The sequence below is a fragment of the Desulfobaccales bacterium genome, assembly GCA_041648175.1.
GTDB lineage: Bacteria > Desulfobacterota > Desulfobaccia > Desulfobaccales > 0-14-0-80-60-11 > 0-14-0-80-60-11.
Genome location: JBAZPO010000070.1, coordinates 1 through 3,033 on the forward strand (window position 1 = coordinate 1; position 3,033 = coordinate 3,033).

Annotated in this window: 4 protein-coding genes; all 4 read right to left on the minus strand. The window is 58.2% G+C overall.

Translation table 11 applies throughout. The annotated features are described in order from the left end of the window. A partial coding sequence (locus WC600_19095) for an ATP-binding cassette domain-containing protein (GenBank protein MFA4904834.1) occupies positions 1-369 on the minus strand: 369 nt, incomplete at its 3' end. Next, complete coding sequence (locus WC600_19100; protein MFA4904835.1) at positions 356-1,087, minus strand: ABC transporter ATP-binding protein; 732 nt, start codon at positions 1,085-1,087, stop codon at positions 356-358. The genes WC600_19100 and WC600_19095, both read right to left, overlap by 14 nt. A 72-nt stretch (positions 1,088-1,159) precedes the next feature. Next, a complete protein-coding gene (locus tag WC600_19105) occupies positions 1,160-1,939 on the minus strand; it encodes a cyclase family protein (protein MFA4904836.1) in 780 nt (259 codons plus the stop codon). A 146-nt stretch (positions 1,940-2,085) separates the two neighbouring features. Next, the gene (locus WC600_19110) at positions 2,086-3,006 is read right to left on the minus strand and encodes a 3-keto-5-aminohexanoate cleavage protein (protein ID MFA4904837.1); all 921 of its coding nucleotides are present in this window, start codon (positions 3,004-3,006) and stop codon (positions 2,086-2,088) included. Positions 3,007-3,033 lie beyond the last annotated feature (27 nt).

The window sequence follows — 3,033 nt, forward strand, 5'->3', positions numbered from 1 at the left end:
GCGGGGGAAAATGTCATATACCTTTCGGAGGGACTCTTGGCTCTGCTTCCGGACGGTAGGCAAATAGGCCCCCATGATCAGATTCTCTTCCACGGTCATGGCGGGAAACAGCTTGCGACCCTCCGGGACCTGAACGATTCCCTCTCGGCAAATCCTGTCCGGGGTAAGACCGTTCAGGGGTCTGCCCTCCCAGCTCAGGCTGCCCGCTGCCGGGGGGACCAATCCGGAGATGGTGTTGATCAGGGTTGTCTTGCCGGCGCCGTTGCCGCCGATCAGGGCTACCATCTCCCCGGTGGAGACCTCCATGGACACGCCGCGCAGGGCCTGCATCTGGCCGTAACAGACGGTGAGATTATCAACACGCAGCATAAGCGGCTCCCAGATAGGCGGAGATTACCTCCGGGTGATTGGCCACCTCTTCCGGCGGCCCTTCGGTGATCTTGGTTCCGAAATTCAGCACCATGATGCGGCTGCAGGTGCACATAATAGCCTTCATCACATGTTCGATCATGAAGATCGTCGTTCCGTAAGTATCCCGGATCCGGAAGGTCAACTCAATGGCGTTGCTGATTTCCGTCGGATTCAGGCCCGCAAAGACCTCGTCGAGGAGGAGGATTTCCGGATTGAGGGCCAGAGCGCGGGCGATTTCCAAGCGCTTGCGGTCTTCCAGGACCAGTTCGCTGGGGAGGCGGCGGGCTTTCTCCGTCAATCCCGTAAAGGCGAGGATCTCCATGGCCTTTTCCCTTGCGCCCCTGGCGCCGGCCGTTTTCTTGCGGCCGTAAAGGACACCGGTAGAGACGTTTTCGATGAGATTCAGGCCCGTCAGAGGACGGACGATCTGAAAGGTACGGCCGATTCCCAGGCGGGCCCGTTTGTAGGGGGGCAGATTCGTGATTTTCCGGTCTTCGAAAAACAAATCTCCGCCGTCGGGGGCGTAAATGCCGGAGATAACGTTGAACAGCGTCGTCTTTCCGGAACCGTTCGGCCCGATGAGCCCGACGATCTCGCCGCGGTGCACATCGAAATCGACTTCAGAGAGGGCCGTCAGACCGCCGAAACGCTTTGTTATTTTCTTTCCTTCCAGCATGATCGTTCCTGTAAACCCCATCCCCACCCTGGCCATCCCCTTGTGGGGGGAGGAAAAACTTTCGGTTTGTCCTTATGCGTCGATAATGGCCACCGGCCGGCACCAGCCGGCCGAAGCCCCTTTGATCTTGACGGGAAAGCAGCATACCGTAAAGCCGTGGAGCCGGCCGATGGCTGCGAGATTCGCCATCTTTTCCATATGGCAATACCCCGCTTCGATACCGGCAAAGTGGGCCTCCCAGACTACTTTCGGGTCCCCTTTTTCTTTAAATTCCTGGGCCAGGAAGGGCAGGGGGCGATCCCAGCTCCAGGCGTCGATGCCTACCACTTTTACGCCCCTTTCCGTTAGGAAGAGGGTGCTTTCCCTGGTCATGCCGGGTCCCTTGACGAGATATTGGGGCGTTCCCCAGGCAGCGTCGGCCCCGGTCTGAATGAGCACGATATCGAGGGGCTTGAGCTCATAGCCGATTCTCTCCAGTTCGTTTTTGACGTCTGCCGCGGTAATCCGCTCGCCGTCTCCCTTGTGGCGGAAGTCGAGGAGGACGCCGTCGCTCATGCACCAGGCGAGGGGCACCTCGTCAATGGTAAGGGCGTGTTTTCCTTTATCCTGCGTGGGGTGGTAATGGTAAGGGGCGTCTAAGTGAGTCCCGCTGTGGGTCGTGAGGGTCAGGAATTCCAGCGCCCAGCCGAGTCCGCCGGGTAGCTGGTCCCGGCGGATGCCGGGAAAGAAATTGAGCATCTGCGTTGCCCCCAGCGCATGATCGACGTATTCGATCTTCGGAATCATCATGGGGGGATCGCAGGGGAGCGCCGCTTCAATGGCAATGCTCAGATCGACGAATCGCTTTCCCATTTTCAATTTTCCTCCTTATTTAGACGACGAAGTAAAAAGCTCGAGAGGCAAGGCGCGCAAACCCTGAGGAATGAGGCGGACTTTTTCGTCCGTCGCAGTGACGAAGGGTGGTGCGTAACACAGCATATGGACTTTTTACAATGTCGTTAAAAATTTACCTTGTCTATCCCTTTCAATCCGAGGATCTGCCGCGCTTCCGACGGCGTCGCCGGTTCGATGCCGAATTCCCGGGCGATGCGGACGATCTTGGCCACCTGCTCCGCATTGCTTTTCGCCAACTGCCCCTTTTCGAGATAGAGGTTATCTTCCAGGCCGACCCGGGCGTGTCCGCCCATCATCAAGGAGGTCGTACAAAGGCTGAACTGTGCCTTGCCGGCGGCGCAAACGGAAAACTGAAAATCGCCGATGGCCTTGCGGGCGCTCTCCAGTAGGAAGACGAAGTTTTCGATCGTAGCGGGGATGCCGCCGAGAATCCCCATGACAAACTGGAGATAAACGGGTTTACGGACATGGCCCTTCTCGATGAGGAAGGCCAGATTGTTGATCATTCCGGCATCGTAAATCTCAAATTCCGGCTTTGTTCCCTGGACGGCGAATTTTTCCAGGAACTGCCGCATGGTCAGGAAGGTGTTGGGGAAGATGAAGTCCTCCGTCGCCTGAAGATAAGACTTTTCCCAATCGTAGGTCCAGGTCTGGACGTTATCGGCGATGTGGAAGAGGGCGAAATTCAGGGAACCGGCGTTGAGGGTCGCCAATTCCGGCGACAGGCTGGATACGACCCGCACGCGGTTCTCCACCGGCTCGCCGAGACGGCCGCCCGTCGTGCAGCAGACAACCATATCGCACCGCTTCCTGACCCCTTCGGCAAAGGTCCGGAAGATATCCTGATCGGCGCAGGGGAGGCCCGTTTGGGGGTTCCGGACATGGACATGAGCGACGGCCGCCCCCGCCTCATACGCCCTGACCGCCTCGTCGATGAGTTCTTCCGGGGTGACAGGAAGATGGGGGGACATGCTGGGGGTGTGGATGGCCCCGGTCAGGGCGGCGGTGATAATTCTTTTTTCCATTATGACGGCCAATCTCCTTTCTTATGG

Excerpts from the sequence above, each read along its gene's own strand:
- WC600_19105 (MFA4904836.1), bottom strand. The coding sequence starts at position 1,939 with ATGGGAAAGCGATTCGTCGATCTGAGCATTGCCATTGAAGCGGCGCTC.
- WC600_19100 (MFA4904835.1), bottom strand. The coding sequence starts at position 1,087 with ATGCTGGAAGGAAAGAAAATAACAAAGCGTTTCGGCGGTCTGACGGCC.
- WC600_19110 (MFA4904837.1), bottom strand. The coding sequence starts at position 3,006 with ATGGAAAAAAGAATTATCACCGCCGCCCTGACCGGGGCCATCCACACC.